We start from the raw sequence: 16524 nt of genomic DNA, 5'->3' as shown, positions 1-16524 counted from the left end.
TAGCCGAGCGCGGGGCGACTCAGGCTGTTGCAGTGTTTCAAGAATTCTAGCGTTCAGCGATTTCAGCAGCGGCTTCCATGTAGGACAACGCGCCGCTCGATGAGGGATCATACGTCATGACAGTTTGCTGATAGCTGGGCGCTTCGGAGATACGCACCGAACGCGGCACCACGGCACTCAGAACTTGCTGGGGGAAGTGTTGACGGACCTCCGAAGCCACCTGGGCCGCGAGGTTGGTCCGACCGTCGTACATCGTCAGGAGAATGGTCGAAACCTCCAGGTCCGCATTGAGGTGCTTCTGGATCATTTCGATGTTCTTGAGAAGTTGGCTGAGCCCTTCCAGCGCGTAGTACTCGCACTGAATGGGAATCAGCACCTCACTGGCGGCGCAGAAAGCGTTGACGGTCAGGAGGCCGAGGCTCGGCGGGCAGTCGATGAAGATATAGTCGAGCCGGCCCTCACCGTTCTTTTCGCGCTCCTTGGCGTAGACGTCGATCGCCCGGCGCAGCCGCTGTTCGCGGGCAACGAGGGACACGAGTTCAATCTCGGCGCCAGCCAGGTGAATGGTTGCCGGCGCGCAGAAAAGGTTGGGGATATCCGGGCACGGCGCAACAACATCGTTCAAAGGAAGGTCGTTGATCAGGACGTCGTAGATGCTGTCCACATCTGCGTGATGCTCGATGCCGAGCGCGGTGGAGGCGTTGCCCTGTGGGTCAATGTCGATAACGAGTACGTTGAGCCCCGCGGACGCCAGCGCGGCCGCGATGTTGACAGTGGTGGTGGTCTTACCAACACCACCCTTCTGGTTGGACACTGTGAAGATTCGTGTCTTTTCAGGCCTTGGCAGCTGGCGGCCGATCAGCCGCTCACGACGCCGGGTCTCGTGCGCGAGCTCGCGGGCAATGGGGCTTGAATCGTCCATGGAGTCCATGAGGTTAGGCCCATCGTCGGTAAGGGTTTCACGTGAAACGGCGTTTTCAACCGATTCGGTACGCACAATCGCGGACTGCAGAGATGCGGAGGGTGTGGCCATGGACCGCGCAGACCCCAAAGACATAAAGGGGGGGATCCGCTGCGTGGAGGTTTCGCTACTGCCCACTGGTCACACTCTCACTCTCATTCGGCGTTTGCTGCCGTTCTCTAGCCTAACCGCTCCGCCGCCGACACGCGGGAAACCAAACCCTGCCTACGCCGTCTTTCCGGGCTTGTTGACGATGATCCTCACCACGGTGGTGGGTTCCTCCAATAGCTCCTGTCCGCAAACCACAACGGACGTTTCAACGCCGCCGAGCTTACGAATGACCTTCCTGGCCTTCTCGATTTCGTCCGCCGCGCTCCGACCCTTGATGGCAACTACCTCACCCTTGCCGTTGAGCAGCGGGATGGTCAGTCCAGCCAGGTTGGTCAGCGCCGAGACCGCGCGGGCGGTCACTACGTCGGCGTCGACGAGACCTACGGCCAGTTCCGCACGCGTCCGCATGACGGTCACATTATCCAGTCCGAGGTCGTCCACCACTTCCTGAAGCCAGATCACCCGGCGTTCAAGCGGCTCGATAAGAGTCAGTTCCAGGTCGGGACGAGCAATCGCCAGGCACAGGCCCGGCAGTCCGGCACCGGATCCGACATCGGCCACATGCTTGTCCTTGGCAATGGCGGATTCGATGACGGCACAGTTCAGGACATGCCGGCCCCACAAACGGGGAACCTCCCGGGGACCTATCAGTCCGCGTTCAATGCCGGACGTTGCCAGGTGCTCCACATAGCGCTTGGCGAGATCCAAGCGTGCCCCGAAAATCTTCTCAGCTGCCTGCAGTTCAGTTGCGGAAATCTCAACCATGAGCCGCTAGTCAGCCGAAACCACGATGTGCCGGCCTGCGCCTTCACCCTCGGATTCAGAAACAAAACCAAGATCGGCCACGGCGTCGTGAACAATCTTGCGTTCGTAGGCGCTCATCGGTTCGAGGGCAACCGTTCCGCTGTTGGCTTTGACCTTGGCCACGGCATCCTCGGCGATCTGCTGGAGAACACCGGCACGGTCCTTGCGGTAGCCGTTGATGTCCAGCACCAGGCGGGAGCGGTTCTCCGTTGCAGAAAGAACGGAAAGCCGGGCCAGTTCCTGAAGTGCTTCAAGGACCTCGCCATCGCGGCCTACCAGGCTCTCCAAAGCTTCGGACTCGTCCTCAGCAGCAATTGAGATGTAGGTACGCCCATTGCGGACCTCAATGTCGATATCCCCGTCGATGTCTGCGATATCAAGGAGCTCTTCGAGGTAATCGGCGGCAATGTCGCCTTCCTCTTCCAGGCGGCTAGCCGTCTTGGACAGCGTCTCTTCCTGGGCGTCGTCCTGGTCTTCAGTCACGGCGGCAGTTACTTCCTCGGTGCTCTCAGCAGACATTACTTCTTCTTCCTGTTCTTACGTTGCGGCTGGACGCGCTGCGCCCTGACTTCAGCAGCAGCGGCGGCAGCGGCAGCCTCGGCGTCGTCAATTTTCTTGCCACCCAGCAGCGGCGGCAGGCCCTTGGCGGCCCGACGCTCCTCGAGCGCCTTGGCGGCCGGGGAACCCGGAGTGGGCATGCGGCGGATGACGAAGAACTGCTGACCCATGGTCCAGAGGTTGGTGGTGGTCCAGTAGATGAGGACACCGATCGGGAAGTTGATGCCACCAATACCGAACACGAGCGGCAGGATGTAGAGCATCATCTTCTGCTGGCGCATGAACGGGCTGGCGAGGGCTTCCTCGGACATGTTCTTGGCCATGATCTGCTTCTGCGTGATGAACTGCGAGGCAGTCATGGCGAGGATCATGATGATGGAGAGAACCCAGACAGCTACCTCGTTACCACCGGCACCACCGTGCAGCAGCGAAGCCGACAAGGGCGCACCGAAGATGCTCGACTGATCGAACTGCACAACCTGCTCGTGGCTCATGGCGCCAACGCCGGATCCAGCCTTGGCGTTGTTCGAAATGCCGGACAGCACCTGGAACAGCGCAAAGAAGAACGGCATCTGGATCAGCATCGGCAAGCAGGCCGAGAACGGGTTGGTGCCGTGCTTCTTGTACAGCGCCATCTGCTCCTGCGCCATGGCCTGGCGGGACAGCTGATCGGTCTTGCCTTTGTACTTGGTCTGCAGCTTCTTCAGGTCAGGCTGCAGGAGCTGCATGCCTCGCTGGGCCTTGATCTGCTTGACGAAGACCGGAATCAGGGCAGCGCGGATCACCAGCACCAGGCCGATGATGGACAAGGTCCACGTCCAGCCGTTCGCGGCGGGAAGGCCAATGAAGCTCAGTCCCTCGTGGAAGCCAACCATGATGATTGACACCAACCACTTGAACGGAAACATGATTGTTTCAAAGAAGTCCATACGATATCCCTATTCGTCAGGCCGCAGGGCGGCCTTCTTCATCAGCCTGAGCAGCCAGGAACTGGTCCGGGTTGTTCAGTACAACAATTGTGGGCGTCCGGCCTTCAGGCCAATGACGATGCCCGGCGGGGACGTGGTCCACACCGCCGGCATTCCAGGGGTGGCATTTGGCGAGCCTTCTGGCTGCAAGCCAAGTGCCCTTGACGGCGCCATGCACCGTGACAGCCTCGAGCGCATACGCCGAGCAGGACGGAAAAAATCGGCAAACCTGGCCGTACAGGGGCGAGACCACTTTGCGGTAGGCCTTCAACAGGAGGATCAACACGTTCCTGGGCAGGTCCCACACGAACCTGCCGATTCCGGCGAGCCAGCTTTGGGAGGGAACCTCGTCAGCGGGGTCACCAAAGGAAGGAACGACGGCGGCACTATGGTTATGCACGCGGTGTCCCTTCCGTAGTGGTGCCGTTGCTGTCCGGCGAAGTGTTGCGCGGAGCTGAGCCACCCAGTCGCTTCGTCGTCACTGCCAATGCGGCGTTGTAGTCCGCGAGCAATTGATCCCAACTGGCTGATGCAGCTGCAGGCAATGCGCGAACTACCACCGCCAGGCCCGTTTCATGCTGTTGCAAAGACAACGCGCCTGCTTCTCTCAGTCTCCTCTTAACGAGGTTCCTGGTCACGGCGTTCCCGACGGCTTTGGAGACAATGAAGCCGATTCGACTCGGCTCCGCGGCCCCGATAGGAGCCGTATATAACACTAAGTTCCGGCGTCCATTGCGGACGCCGGAACGTACAGTTGTTGAAAAGTCGGTAGACGTCCGGAGACGGTTTGGGGTGGCTAGCACCGACGAACCCCCGAAAGGACCCTGACCGACAAGTCAGTTATTTAGGCCGACAGCTCGACGCGGCCCTTGCCGCGACGGGCAGCCAGGATGGCGCGGCCGGCACGGGTACGCATACGAAGGCGGAAGCCGTGCTTCTTGGCCCGACGGCGGTTATTCGGCTGAAAAGTCCGCTTGCTCACGTTAGTTACTCCAGTGGATCAAAGGTGCGCCCACCCGATCAAAAGGGGAAGAACTGGCCGACGCTAAGTTTTGTATGTGCCTGCCGCCGTTGCCTCCCGCACGGTAAACGTACAGGGGTGCAACTGATCGCAAAAGCGGACACAAAGGACTTCACAACGTTAGGGCAAAAAGGGACCCCCAGTCAAACCGGGAGCCACCCGGGAAGCTGTCCACAACTGTGGCAAACCATGGGAACAAGCCTGTGGATGAAGTGGCTCACAACGCCCGATCCAGAACAACAACGGTGTAATTATCCACAAGCAACTTCCCAGCTATCTTCTGGGGAAATCATCCCCTAGAGTGGCTCAGTAGCCCATTGTCCACCCGCTGTGCATAAGTCTGTGGATTAATCCCCGGAACCGCCGCATGTCGGAGGCTTTTCGGCTGCCAGCAACGCCGGCAAGCAAGCATTTAGGAACACATTGATGACAGTAGACGAAGCCAACCACGCCAATACTGTCGGAAGTTCCTGGCGCAGGGTGCTGAGCCTCCTGGAACAAGACGACCGGGTTTCACCCCGTCAGCGCGGTTTCGTCATCCTCGCCCAGGCACAGGGCCTCATCGGTTCCACGCTCCTGGTTGCCGTGCCCAATGAGCTCACGAGGGAAGTCCTGCAAACCCAGGTCAAGGATGCTTTAGACGATGCACTCCGCAGCGTCTTTTCCGACGACATCCGCTGCGCCATCGACGTGGACACCGATCTGGTGCCCGTCCACGCGGAGCCGGAACCCGTCGTCGAGCTTTCCGCTGCCCCGGACCTGGCCATGGAACCGAAGCCGCAGCCCACGCCGCCCAGCACTTCGCACGAGTTTGGCCGACTGAACCCGAAGTACATTTTCGACACCTTCGTGATCGGTTCCTCCAACCGCTTCGCCCACGCTGCGGCCGTGGCCGTAGCCGAGGCGCCGGCCAAGGCCTATAACCCGTTGTTCATCTATGGCGACTCCGGGCTGGGCAAGACCCACCTCCTGCACGCCATTGGCCATTACGCCCGGCGCCTCTACAGCGGTATCCGCGTCCGCTACGTGAACTCCGAAGAATTCACCAACGACTTCATCAACTCCATCCGCGACGACGAGGGCACCAGCTTCAAGACCACGTACCGCAACGTGGACGTGCTGCTGATCGACGACATCCAGTTCCTGGCGGGCAAGGACCGGACCCAGGAAGAGTTCTTCCACACGTTCAACGCCCTGCACAACGCCAACAAGCAGGTTGTCATCACCTCTGACCAGCCGCCCAAGATGCTTGCCGGCTTCGAGGACCGCATGACCTCGCGATTCGAGTGGGGGCTCCTGACGGACATCCAGCCGCCCGAACTTGAAACGCGCATCGCCATCCTCCGCAAGAAGGGCCTCAGCGAAGGCCTGTCTGCCCCGGACGATGCTTTGGAGTACATCGCCTCGAAGATTTCCAGCAACATCCGCGAACTCGAGGGCGCCCTCATCCGGGTCACGGCGTTCGCCAGCTTGAACCGCCAGCCCGTGGACGTGGCCCTCGCGGAGATGGTCCTCAAGGACCTGATCACCGACGACGGCGCCCAGGAGATCACGGCAAAGCAGATCCTCGACCAGACCGCGGACTACTTCAAGCTCAGCATGGAAGAACTCTGCAGCAAGTCCCGTACGCGCACCCTGGTGACCGCCCGTCAGATCGCGATGTACCTCTGCCGGGAACTGACGGACATGTCCCTGCCGAAGATCGGGCAGGAGCTGGGCGGCCGCGACCACACCACGGTCATCCACGCCGATCGGAAGATCCGCGAGCTGATGGCTGAGCGGCGTGTGATTTACAACCAGGTCACCGAGCTCACTAACCGCATCAAGCAACAGCAGCGGGACTCCTGAATCCACATCACACCGCGCACTACATACCTTATTAACAGGTGCATGTGGATAACCCTGTGGATTGTTAAGGGGACAAGCGCGGTTAATGGGCTTAAAACCCTTAAGCCGTCTGTGGATCGTTAAAAAGTGGCTCTGAAGTTGTCCCCATCCACACCCTGTTTAAAACCCAGTTAACGCACACTCCGTGAACAGGGCTTAACCGCGGAACTGCGCGGCAGGAAGCACTTATCCACAGTTTCCACAGCAGTTATTAACACTACGAATCCCAAAAAATCGAAATCCCTCAAATAACAATCTCCCTCTCCCGCACACCGTCTGCCCCAGGGACAGGACCAACGGACAGCCGAGGCTGTCCACATAGGACGAGTCCGGGCAAACGGGGATGGGTTAATCCCAGATGTTCCGGCTAAGCTGTCAGCAGCGCTCCCATCCCTGGGTATGTTTTGTAGTTCGTTAAGCGCGGACCATGCAGCTCCCGGTGCCGGAACGCGGATTTTTGGTGGGTTCCAGGCAGGAATCCGCAGCTACTACTTGGCAGCAGCAATGAAAGGCGGCACCCCTCCGTGAAGTTCAGAGTCGACCGCGACGTCCTGGCAGAAGCCGTTACGTGGACCGCGCGGTCGTTGTCTCCGCGGCCGCCCGTACCTGTGCTTTCCGGCCTCCTCCTCAAAGCCGAGGCTGGAACCGTAAGCCTTTCGAGCTTCGACTACGAGACGTCGGCACGTCTGGAAATTCCCGCCGACATCACCACCGAGGGCACCATCCTCGTCTCCGGACGACTCCTGGCAGATATTTGCCGAAGCTTGCCTTCCGCTCCCGTGGAAGTTGAAACCGATGGCAGCAAAGTCACACTCACGTGCCGTCGAAGCAGCTTCCATCTGGCAACCATGCCCGAATCCGAGTACCCCGCCTTGCCCGCCTTGCCGGCCATCAGTGGCACGCTTCCCGGCGATTCGTTCGCCCAAGCTGTTTCCCAGGTGATCATTGCTGCCAGCAAGGACGACACCCTCCCCATCCTTACCGGTGTCCGCATGGAGATCGAAGATGACATGATCACCCTCCTCGCAACGGACAGGTATCGCCTGGCGATGCGCGAAGTTCCGTGGAAGCCCGTCACTCCAGGCATTTCCACCAGTGCGCTGGTCAAGTCCAAGACCCTCAACGAGGTTGCAAAGACCCTTGGCGGAAGTGGTGACATCAACGTCGCCCTTGCCGATGACGACAGCCGCCTCATCGGCTTCGAAAGCGGCGGACGCACCACCACTTCGTTGCTGGTGGATGGGGACTACCCAAAGATCCGGTCACTTTTCCCGGACTCCACGCCCATTCACGCAACCGTCCAGACCCAGGAACTGGTTGAAGCCGTTCGCCGTGTGTCACTCGTGGCCGAACGCAACACTCCTGTTCGCCTCGCCTTCAGCCAGGGGCTGCTCAACCTCGACGCAGGCACCGGCGAAGATGCCCAGGCTTCGGAAGAACTCGAAGCCCAGCTTTCCGGCGATGACATCACCGTTGCCTTCAACCCGCATTACCTGGTGGAGGGTTTGAGCGTCATTGAGACCAAGTTTGTCCGGTTCTCGTTCACGTCAGCTCCCAAGCCGGCCATGATCACGGCCCAGGCCGAAGCTGACGGCGAAGACCAGGACGACTACCGCTATCTGGTAATGCCGGTCCGCCTGCCGAACTAACCGCCGATCGTTGATGGTCCACTACCCGGATCGCCAACGAATGACGCGGCCTGCAACTTTCCCGCCACCCTCCGCAGAAAAGAGTCACACTGTGCACATTGGACTGATCGGTCTTGGAAAAATGGGTTTCAATATGCGTGAGCGCATGCGGAACGGTGGCATTGAGGTAACTGGTTTCGACCGCAATCCGGACGTCACCGACGTTGCAACGGTCGATGACCTTATCGCCGCCCTGCCCACACCAAGGCTCGTCTGGGTCATGGTTCCTTCCGGTGCCATCACCGATGCCGTCGTCACGGAACTCGGCGGGAAGCTCAGCCCCGGTGACATGGTGATCGACGGCGGCAACTCGCGCTTCACCGAAGACCAGAAGCACGCCGCAGCCTTGGCCGAGAAGGGCATCCGCTTCGCAGACTGCGGTGTTTCCGGCGGCGTGTGGGGCCTGCAGAACGGCTACGGACTCATGGCCGGCGGCTCCGAGGAAGACATTGAGCTGGCCATGCCGGTGTTCGATGCACTCCGCCCGGAAGGCGACCGCGCGGACAGCTTCGTCCACGTCGGCGGAGTCGGCGCCGGCCACTACGCCAAGATGGTCCACAACGGAATCGAATATGGCCTGATGCAGGCGTACGCCGAAGGCTACGAACTGCTGGCTGCCAAGGACATCGTGAAGGACTTGCCCGGGACGTTCCGGGCGTGGCAGAAGGGAACCGTAGTCCGTTCCTGGCTCCTGGACCTCATGGTCAAGGCCCTCGACGAAGATCCGGGTCTGGCCTCGATCGACGACTACGTGGAAGATTCCGGTGAGGGCCGCTGGACGGTTGAGGAAGCAATCGCCAATGCCGTCCCGGCGCCCGCCATCACGGCCGCATTGTTCGCCCGCTTCGCTTCCCGCGAGGACACTTCGCCTGCCATGAAAATGGTTTCCGCGTTGCGCCACCAGTTCGGCGGACACGCTACCCGCCCGGCCAACTAAGGCCGCAGGAGTCCAGCAAACGGCGTGTACCTCGAACATCTCTCGCTGACCGACTTCCGGAGCTACGCCCAGGTTGACCTGAAGCTTGGCCCAGGCGTTACTGTCCTGGTGGGTTCCAACGGGATCGGCAAGACGAACCTCATGGAAGCCATCGGGTATCTGGCAACGCTGAGCTCACACCGCGTCAGCTCAGATGGGCCGCTGCTCCGGTTCGGAACCGAACGTGCCTTGATCCGGGCACGGCTGGTGCGTGGCGAGCAGTCCAGCATCATCGAGCTGGAGATCAACGCCGGCCGTGCCAACCGTGGACGCATCAACCGCGGAAATCCGGTGCGGGCCAGGGATATCCTGGGCATTTGCCACACCGTGTTGTTCGCTCCGGAGGACCTCGCCTTGGTCAAGGGGGATCCATCCAACCGCCGCCGTTTCCTGGACGAACTCCTGGTGAGCCTGGTTCCCCGGCATGCGGCGACCCGCAGCGACTATGACCGTGTCCTGAAGCAGCGGAACGCGCTCTTGAAATCCGCGCGAACGGGAAAGTTCACCGCAGGGCACGAGGCAACCCTGGATGTCTGGGACCAGCACATGGCCCGCGCCGGAGCCCACCTCCTGCACGCACGGCTGGAACTGGTGGAGCGCCTGCGTCCTCACCTGAACAGCGCCTACGCACAGTTGACTGACGGTTCCAAGGACGCCGGCGCGGTCTACCGCTCTACCATCCAGGGCATCCTTGACGACGACGGCGGTGCAGGCGCCCCGTCAACGGAACCTCCGGCGTCGGCCGATGACCTCCGGCTGCTATCCGTGGACGAGCTCACCGAGCGGTACATCCAGGCCTTCGCAGCAAGCAGGAAGAAGGAACTGGAACGCGGGATTTCCTTGGTGGGTCCGCACCGGGATGAACTCGAACTGATCCTGGGCCAGGCACCTGCCAAGGGCTACGCCTCGCACGGCGAAACGTGGTCCATGTGCCTCTCCCTGCGGTTGGCCTCCTATTACGTGATGCTCGACGACGCCCGAACAGGTGGCACGGCACCGATCCTCATCCTGGACGATGTCTTCGCCGAACTCGACGTCCAGCGGCGGCGTAAACTGGCAGCAATCGTGGCCGGTGCCGAACAGGTGCTGGTGACCGCCGCCGTCGACGCCGACATCCCGGAGGAGCTGGCCGGACGGCGCATAACCGTTGTTCCGGGAGGCATCGATGGCGAGGGATAGCGCCGACGGACGTCAACCCGGCCGGGATCCTGACGAAATCGACGCAGCCCAGGCCGCCTTGAACCGCATGCGCGAAGCCGCGGCCGCCCGCGGTGAAGTGCGCCAACGCGCTCCCCGTCCCGGATCCACTCCCAAACGGACCGGCCTGCGCGACACCAAGGGATTTTCGCAGTTCCATGGAAGCGGCCGTGATCCGTTGGGCCTTGGAAAAGTGGTGGGCCGACTGGTTGCCGAACGCGGCTGGACCTCGCCGGTTGCCGTGGGATCCGTCATGGCCGAATGGGATGCCCTGGTAGGACCGGACATCGCGGCCCACTGCACACCGGAGAGCTTTACAGACACCACCCTCCAGGTTCGTTGCGATTCGACGGCATGGGCCACCCAACTCCGTTTGCTGAGCACCAGCTTGCTGGAAATGTTTCGGAAAGAGCTGGGCGACGGTGTTGTCACGAGCATCCAGGTCCTCGGTCCGTCGGCGCCGAACTGGCGAAAAGGTGGTCGCAGCGTGAACGGTCGGGGACCCCGGGACACCTACGGCTGAACGGCGTGCAGGGCGATTCAACGCCCCCGGACCGTATAGGCCCCCATCGGGACCTCCACAGGGCCGTTCCAGAGGGGGCCAGTGGCCTCCCATCGGCATATTCAGCTCTCGGCTGCCCTCGTATTTGCAGGGATTCGGGCTTTTCCACGATAGAATTGGCCTAGATACTGAGCGCCGGTGAAACACCGTCAGGGGTTCGGGATCCACTGTGGTGGATCCAGGACCCCCTTCGTTGGAGTAATCGGCGCAATCAGTCACGTGCCTTTGAAGGTTCCGCGCATGCCGGACCCGACGCGGCGCGGCCGTCATCTATCACAGAGGAGTCGAAAGCGCCTGTGGCTAACGACAATGCAGAGACCTTGGCAGTAGAGCCCGCGGGGGAGGCAGCTTCCACGCCGGCCGCGGCGGAAGCACCCAGGGAATATGGCGCCAGCGACATCACCGTGCTGGAAGGGCTCGAAGCCGTCCGCAAGCGCCCCGGCATGTACATCGGCTCCACCGGACCAAGGGGTTTGCACCACCTGGTCTATGAAGTTGTGGACAACTCTGTCGATGAGGCCCTGGCCGGCTTCTGCAGCCACATTGAAGTTACCCTCCAAGCCGATGGCGGCGTCAACGTTGTGGACGATGGCCGTGGCATCCCCGTGGACATCCACCCCACGGAAGGCAAGCCCACGGTTGAGGTGGTCATGACCATCCTGCACGCCGGCGGCAAGTTCGGTGGCGGCGGATATGCCGTTTCCGGCGGCCTTCACGGCGTGGGTATTTCCGTGGTCAACGCTCTGTCCCGGCGCGTGGAGACGGAAGTGCGCCGCCAGGGCCACGTCTGGCGTATGTCCTTCGCCGACGGCGGCAAGCCCCAGGGCGAACTGGTCCAGGGTGAAGCCACTGAAGAGACCGGTACGTCGCAGACGTTCTACCCTGACGGCACCATCTTCGAGACCACCGAGTTCGACTTCGAGACCCTGCGTGCCCGTTTCCAGCAGATGGCGTTCCTCAACAAGGGCTTGAAGATCACGCTGACGGATGAGCGGCCGCCCGCAAAGTCAGGCGAAGACGATCTGGATCTCGACGCCGTGGCCACCGAAGGCGAAGTCGCTGCCGAGCACCGGACGGTCATCTACGAATACCCGGACGGTTTGCTGGACTACGTCAAGCACCTGAACTCCAACAAGAAGGTCGAAATCGTCCACGAGGATGTCATCGCCTTCGAAACCGAGGACACCGAGCGCCACATCTCCGTGGAAGTAGCCATGCAGTGGACCACCGCATACTCGGAAAGCGTCCACACTTATGCGAACACCATCAACACCCACGAGGGTGGAACGCACGAAGAAGGCTTCCGTGCTGCGATGACGTCCCTGATCAACCGCTATGCGCGGGAGAAGAGCATCATCAAGGAGAAGGAAGACAACCTCACGGGTGACGATATCCGCGAAGGTTTGACCGCGGTCATCTCGGTGAAGCTGTCCGAGCCCCAGTTCGAGGGCCAGACCAAGACCAAGCTCGGCAACTCCGAGGTCAAGGGCTTCGTCCAGCGCGTGGTCACGGACCAGTTGGGCGATTGGCTGGAGCGCAACCCCGGCCCTGCCCGCGATGTGATCCGCAAAGCCATCCAGGCAGCCCAGGCCCGCATGGCTGCCCGCAAGGCCCGCGACAATGCACGCCGCAAGAGCCCCCTGGAATCCTTCGGCATGCCCGGCAAGTTGTCCGACTGCTCCTCCAAGGACCCGTCGCGTTGCGAGGTCTACCTTGTGGAGGGTGACTCCGCAGGTGGATCCGCCAAGCGCGGCCGCAACCCGGAAACCCAAGCCATCCTCCCGCTTCGAGGCAAGATCCTCAACGTGGAGCGCGCCCGCCTGGACAAGGCCCTTGGCAATGCCGAGGTCCAGTCCATGATCACGGCCTTCGGTACCGGTATCGGCGAGGACTTTGATATCTCCAAGCTGCGTTACCACAAGATTGTGCTCATGGCAGATGCCGACGTCGACGGCCAGCACATCACCACGCTCTTGATGACGTTGCTGTTCCGCTACATGCGCCCGCTGATCGAGAACGGCTATGTCTATCTGGCCCAGCCCCCGCTGTACCGGATCAAGTGGTCCAACGCAGCACACGACTACGTGTTCAGCGACCGCGAACGGGATGAAACCATCCGCAAGGGTGCGGCACTGAACAAGCGACTCCCTAAAGACAACGGCATCCAGCGTTATAAGGGCCTTGGCGAGATGGACTACACGGAACTGTGGGACACCACCATGGATCCCGAACGTCGGACGCTCCTTCAGGTCACCATGGATGACGCCCTGGCGGCAGACCAGACCTTCTCCGTGCTGATGGGCGAAGATGTGGAATCGCGCCGAAACTTCATCCAGCAGAACGCCAAGGACGTCAGGTTCCTTGATATCTAGGGCCCCACAGGGTTCCTGAATATTCCAGAACTGACATATACCTGAAACGGAAAACTTAGACTATGAGCGACGAAACTCCTGAAGTCCCGGCGGAAAACCCCGAGTCCGAGGACGTGATCCTCGAGGGCGATGTGCTGACGGACCGCGTGGAACAAGTAGACCTGCAGACAGAAATGCAGCGCTCCTACCTGGACTACGCCATGGCCGTCATCGTCGGCCGCGCGCTGCCCGACGTCCGTGACGGCTTGAAGCCCGTCCACCGCCGCGTGCTCTACGCCATGTTCGACGGCGGCTACCGCCCCGACCGTGCGTTCAACAAGTGCGCCCGCGTTGTGGGCGACGTCATGGGTACGTACCACCCGCACGGAGACATGGCCATTTACGATGCCTTGGTCCGCCTGATCCAGGACTGGACCATGCGGTATCCGCTGGCCCTGGGCCAGGGCAACTTTGGTTCTCCTGGCAACGACGGCGCCGCAGCTCCGCGTTACACCGAAACCAAGATGGCCCAGCTGGCCATGGAGATGGTGCGGGACATCGACGAGGAAACCGTCGACTTCCAGGACAACTACGACGGCAAGAACCAGGAACCCACTATCCTGCCGGCGAGGTTCCCGAACCTCCTGGTCAACGGCTCCTCCGGCATCGCCGTGGGCATGGCAACCAACATTCCGCCGCATAACCTCCGCGAGGTGGCTGACGGTGTGCAGTGGGCGCTGGACAACCCCGGTGCAACGCGTGAAGAACTGCTTGAGGCGCTCTTGGTGCGCATCAAGGGACCGGATTTCCCCACGGGCGCAACGATCCTGGGCCACAAGGGCATCGAGGAGGCCTACCGGACCGGCCGCGGCTCCATCACCATGCGGGCTGTGGTGAACGTGGAGGAGCTCCAGGGCCGTACCTGCCTGGTGGTCACGGAGCTTCCCTACCAGGCCAACCCGGACAACCTGGCCATCAAGATTGCCGAACTGGTCAAGGACGGCAAGATCCAGGGCATCGCCGACCTTCGCGATGAGACGTCCGGCCGTACCGGCCAGCGCCTGGTGATCGTGCTCAAGCGCGACGCCGTGGCCAAGGTTGTGCTGAACAACCTGTACAAGCACACGCAGCTGCAGGACAACTTCTCTGCAAACATGTTGGCGATCGTGGATGGCGTCCCTCGTACCCTGAGCCTGGATGCCTTCATCCGGCACTGGGTTGCACACCAGATGGATGTCATTGCACGCCGCACCCGGTACCGCCTGCGCAAGGCTGAGGAAGAAGCCCACATCCTGCGCGCGCTGCTCAAGGCGCTGGACATGCTGGACGAGGTCATTGCCCTGATCCGTGCCTCCAACACCACGGAGGCGGCACGCGAGGGCCTGATGGAACTCCTTGAGATCGACGAACTCCAGGCCCGCGCCATCCTGGACATGCAGCTTCGCCGACTTGCAGCGCTGGAACGCCAGAAGATCCAGGACCGCCACGCAGAACTCGAAGCCATGATCGAGGAGTACAACGCGATCCTGGCCTCGGAAGAACGCCAGCGCCAGATCATCAGTGAAGAGCTCGCCGAGATCGTTGCCAAGCACGGAGACGACCGCCGGACGCAGATCCTCATGGGCTTCGACGGCGATATGTCCGTGGAAGACCTGATCCCCGAAGAGGAAATGGTCGTGACCATCACGCGTGGTGGCTACGTCAAGCGGACCCGCAGCGACAATTACCGTTCGCAACAGCGCGGCGGCAAGGGCATCAAGGGTGCGCAGCTGCGCGGTGATGATGTTGTTGAGCACTTCTTCGTGACAACGACGCACCACTGGCTGCTGTTCTTCACCAACCTGGGCCGCGTGTACCGTGCCAAGGCCTACGAACTTGCTGAAGCCGGGCGTGACGCCAAGGGCCAGCACGTAGCCAACCTGCTCGCGTTCCAGCCGGACGAACACATTGCCCAGGTTCTGGATCTCCGCGACTACCAGCAGGCTCCGTACCTGGTGCTGGCCACGAAGAACGGCCTGGTCAAGAAGACCCGGCTTGAGGACTACGACACCAACCGGTCCGCCGGCGTTATCGCGATCAACCTGCGGGATGAAGACGAACTGGTCTCCGCCCAGCTGGTCAGCGAAACCGACGACCTCCTGTTGGTTTCCCGCAAGGGCCAGTCCATCCGATTCACGGCCACGGATGATGCCCTGCGTCCCATGGGACGTGCGACGTCCGGCGTGACGGGTATGAAGTTCCGTGAAGATGACGAATTGTTGGCCGCGGACGTTGTCCAAGACGGATCCTTCGTCTTCGTGGTCACAGAGGGCGGCTACGCCAAGCGCACCGCCGTGGACGAATACCGCCTGCAAGGCCGTGGTGGTTTGGGTATCAAGGTTGCCAAACTGGCCGAGGACCGGGGCGACCTTGTGGGAGCCCTGATCGTGCAGGAAGAGGATGAAGTCCTGGTGGTCATGGAGGGCGGCAAGGTCGTCCGCTCGGCCGTCAGTGGCGTCCCTGCCAAGGGGCGTGACACCATGGGCGTCATCTTCGCCAAGCCGGACAAGAACGACCGCATCATCGAGGTTGCCCGCAACAGCGAACGCGGTTTGGAAGGCGAAGAATCCGAAGACGGGCAGGACGATGACGTAACGTTGGCTGCAGAAGACGGCGCTGCTGAGGCGATCGTCACGTCAGAAACGCAAAACGACGCAGACCCGGATACCGAAGCGGGCGCGGAGCTGAATGAAGACAACACCGGAGGTAACGAGTGAGTAATTCCGACTCATATCCCAAGCCGAGCACAGGTGTCCCCGGCGGACTCCGGCAGCCAGCAGGCAACACCCAGTCAGGGACGCCCGCACCGCCGCAGCAGCGCCCTGGCGCCGGCGCAGCCCGCCCGGCGACCCCGAGTGGCTCTCCGCAGCGTCCGGCCGGGGCTCCCGGCCAGCGCCCTGCCGGTGCGGCTGGCCAGCGTCCGGCCCAACCCGGCCAGCGTCCCGCTTCCGCCGGCCAGCGCCCTGCCGGCGCTCCCGGACAGCGTCCTGCACCAGGTGGTCCGGGCCTGGTCAAGCCTGCTCCCAAGGCCAAGGTTCGCCGTGCCCGGCTCCTTGTCAGCAAGGTGGACCCTTGGTCTGTCCTGAAGATGGCCTTCCTGCTGTCCGTGGCCCTGGGTATCGTCACGGTGGTCGCGGCGATCGTGCTGTGGACTGTGCTGGACCTCACCGGCATCTTCAACCAGGTGGATAGCCTCTTGGGCACCCTTGCCGGTTCTGAAGGCAGTGGCTTCGAGCTGAAGAAGATCGCATCCCTCGGCCAGGTCGCCTCCTTTGCCACCATCATCGCCGTGGTGAACGTGGTCCTGCTGACTGCCCTCTCGATGCTCTCTGCGGTGCTGTATAACATTTCCGCAACGTTGGTCGGCGGCATCGGCGTCACCCTCACCGACGACTAGCCAA

General features: G+C 61.7%; 15 protein-coding genes. 8 read left to right on the top strand and 7 right to left on the bottom strand.

The features are described from left to right. Positions 1–46 precede the first annotated feature (46 nt). The 7 genes from ACIPY3_RS13930 to rpmH form a co-directional block, all read right to left on the bottom strand. Positions 47–1099, bottom strand: coding sequence for an AAA family ATPase (locus ACIPY3_RS13930; RefSeq protein ID WP_400334936.1), 1053 nt, complete (start codon positions 1097–1099; stop codon positions 47–49). An 87-nt stretch (positions 1100–1186) separates the two neighbouring features. Beyond that, entirely contained in the window at positions 1187–1837 is a 651-nt protein-coding gene (rsmG, locus tag ACIPY3_RS13925) for a 16S rRNA (guanine(527)-N(7))-methyltransferase RsmG (RefSeq protein ID WP_400334934.1), read from the bottom strand. 6 nt (positions 1838–1843) lie between these two features. After that, the gene (locus tag ACIPY3_RS13920; protein ID WP_400334932.1) at positions 1844–2395 is read right to left on the bottom strand and encodes a protein jag; all 552 of its coding nucleotides are present in this window, start codon (positions 2393–2395) and stop codon (positions 1844–1846) included. Next, entirely contained in the window at positions 2395–3363 is a 969-nt protein-coding gene (yidC, locus tag ACIPY3_RS13915; protein WP_400334931.1) for a membrane protein insertase YidC, read from the bottom strand. The genes ACIPY3_RS13920 and yidC overlap by 1 nt, the downstream gene beginning before the upstream one ends. A gap of 16 nt (positions 3364–3379) precedes the next feature. Beyond that, positions 3380–3721, bottom strand: coding sequence for a membrane protein insertion efficiency factor YidD (gene yidD, locus ACIPY3_RS13910; RefSeq protein WP_400335073.1), 342 nt, complete (start codon positions 3719–3721; stop codon positions 3380–3382). Between the two features lie 73 nt (positions 3722–3794). Next, positions 3795–4205, bottom strand: a complete 411-nt coding sequence (gene rnpA, locus ACIPY3_RS13905) for a ribonuclease P protein component (RefSeq protein WP_400334929.1) — start codon at positions 4203–4205, stop codon at positions 3795–3797. Positions 4206–4246: 41 nt separating this feature from the next. Then, on the bottom strand, positions 4247–4384 hold the full coding sequence (gene rpmH, locus ACIPY3_RS13900; protein ID WP_011776797.1) for a 50S ribosomal protein L34: 138 nt from the start codon (positions 4382–4384) through the stop codon (positions 4247–4249). Between the two features lie 465 nt (positions 4385–4849). Between rpmH and dnaA the strand changes: the two genes are divergently transcribed. The 8 genes from dnaA (at position 4850) to ACIPY3_RS13860 (ending at position 16520) form a co-directional block, all read left to right on the top strand. After that, entirely contained in the window at positions 4850–6271 is a 1422-nt protein-coding gene (gene dnaA, locus ACIPY3_RS13895; protein ID WP_400334927.1) for a chromosomal replication initiator protein DnaA, read from the top strand. Positions 6272–6834: 563 nt separating this feature from the next. Beyond that, positions 6835–7959 carry a DNA polymerase III subunit beta gene (gene dnaN / locus ACIPY3_RS13890; protein ID WP_400271910.1) on the top strand — a complete coding sequence of 375 codons (1125 nt, stop codon included), beginning with the start codon at positions 6835–6837 and terminating at the stop codon, positions 7957–7959. Positions 7960–8050: 91 nt separating this feature from the next. Beyond that, positions 8051–8935, top strand: a complete 885-nt coding sequence (gnd, locus tag ACIPY3_RS13885) for a phosphogluconate dehydrogenase (NAD(+)-dependent, decarboxylating) (protein WP_400334925.1) — start codon at positions 8051–8053, stop codon at positions 8933–8935. A 24-nt stretch (positions 8936–8959) separates the two neighbouring features. Continuing rightward, positions 8960–10153: a DNA replication/repair protein RecF gene (gene recF, locus ACIPY3_RS13880; RefSeq protein ID WP_400334923.1), complete on the top strand. Its 1194-nt coding sequence runs from the start codon at positions 8960–8962 to the stop codon at positions 10151–10153. Beyond that, positions 10140–10694 (top strand): DUF721 domain-containing protein, encoded by a 555-nt coding sequence (locus ACIPY3_RS13875; protein ID WP_397324225.1) that lies wholly within the window; start codon positions 10140–10142, stop codon positions 10692–10694. Before recF ends, ACIPY3_RS13875 begins: the two co-directional genes overlap by 14 nt. A gap of 335 nt (positions 10695–11029) precedes the next feature. Beyond that, positions 11030–13105 carry a DNA topoisomerase (ATP-hydrolyzing) subunit B gene (gene gyrB / locus ACIPY3_RS13870; RefSeq protein ID WP_400334920.1) on the top strand — a complete coding sequence of 692 codons (2076 nt, stop codon included), beginning with the start codon at positions 11030–11032 and terminating at the stop codon, positions 13103–13105. Between the two features lie 62 nt (positions 13106–13167). After that, the gene (gene gyrA / locus ACIPY3_RS13865; RefSeq protein ID WP_400334918.1) at positions 13168–15840 is read left to right on the top strand and encodes a DNA gyrase subunit A; all 2673 of its coding nucleotides are present in this window, start codon (positions 13168–13170) and stop codon (positions 15838–15840) included. Beyond that, entirely contained in the window at positions 15837–16520 is a 684-nt protein-coding gene (locus tag ACIPY3_RS13860; RefSeq protein WP_400334916.1) for a DUF3566 domain-containing protein, read from the top strand. Before gyrA ends, ACIPY3_RS13860 begins: the two co-directional genes overlap by 4 nt. The last annotated feature ends 4 nt before the right edge of the window (positions 16521–16524 follow it).

Origin of the sequence: Paenarthrobacter sp. NPDC089714 (assembly GCF_044748905.1) — a bacterium.
In the GTDB taxonomy this organism is placed as follows: Bacteria; Actinomycetota; Actinomycetes; order Actinomycetales; family Micrococcaceae; genus Arthrobacter.
Note: the sequence above shows the minus strand (reverse complement) of the source record. Positions and strands in the feature narration are given on the sequence as shown.

Bases quoted from the DNA above. Each gene is read 5' to 3' on its own strand.
- gyrA (WP_400334918.1), top strand. From the start codon at position 13,168: ATGAGCGACGAAACTCCTGAAGTCCCGGCGGAAAACCCCGAGTCCGAG.
- rsmG (WP_400334934.1), bottom strand. From the start codon at position 1,837: ATGGTTGAGATTTCCGCAACTGAACTGCAGGCAGCTGAGAAGATTTTC.
- ACIPY3_RS13875 (WP_397324225.1), top strand. From the start codon at position 10,140: ATGGCGAGGGATAGCGCCGACGGACGTCAACCCGGCCGGGATCCTGAC.
- yidC (WP_400334931.1), bottom strand. From the start codon at position 3,363: ATGGACTTCTTTGAAACAATCATGTTTCCGTTCAAGTGGTTGGTGTCA.
- dnaA (WP_400334927.1), top strand. From the start codon at position 4,850: ATGACAGTAGACGAAGCCAACCACGCCAATACTGTCGGAAGTTCCTGG.
- ACIPY3_RS13920 (WP_400334932.1), bottom strand. From the start codon at position 2,395: ATGTCTGCTGAGAGCACCGAGGAAGTAACTGCCGCCGTGACTGAAGAC.